Source organism: Bartonella sp. AA83SXKL, from assembly GCF_042196965.1.
Taxonomy (GTDB): Bacteria; Pseudomonadota; Alphaproteobacteria; order Rhizobiales; family Rhizobiaceae; genus Bartonella.
The window spans coordinates 1-592 of sequence record NZ_JBHIRG010000296.1; the positions used below are offsets into that span (position 1 = coordinate 1).

At 42.9% G+C, this 592-nt stretch carries 1 pseudogene; it reads right to left on the reverse strand.

The features are described 5' to 3' along the window. A pseudogene (locus tag ACFINO_RS11240) lies at positions 1 to 428 on the reverse strand (heparinase); the annotation flags it as partial. Positions 429 to 592 lie beyond the last annotated feature (164 nt).

Sequence of the window (592 nt, forward strand, 5' to 3'; positions counted from 1 at the left end):
CGTGCCACAACCGGACTACTCCAAGCAAGTCCCTTCACCTTTTTGCCCCATTGATCAAGCCAATCTTCTAAGAGAGCACGTGCATGTGCCGCTGCTAAATCACTCTCCGCTGCTGCCATATGACGCAACCAATGAAAATCATGCAAAGCCACCTCCCATTCCGGCGTTGGTGGAACTAATGAAAAAGGAGAAACAGCACCAGAATGAACAATATGACCTGCAAAAGGAAAACGACCATGATAAAATTCATGCGCCATCATCGGATCAGCTAAATGCAAATCAATAGGATGCGCTAAAATTTTATGAGGACGAAACCCCGAAAACCGCCAACGAAACAGTGGTCCAACCCATAAACACCGTATAAATTGATGTGCTCTATAGACAAAGTCCGCTGCCTTTATCTGAGGACCTTTTACCGCAATCGCCACAATCTTATCTCCATTTGTGCTGAATCAAGCACAATTTCAGCCATTTTAGTAAATGAACCGTTAATTAAGCCACTTTTCGCAAGCGCGCTGCAAAAAAACCATCCATTCCTAAAAAAATATTTTTATCGGCGTCAAAATTTTAATGACAAAAATCTGCAGGTGTT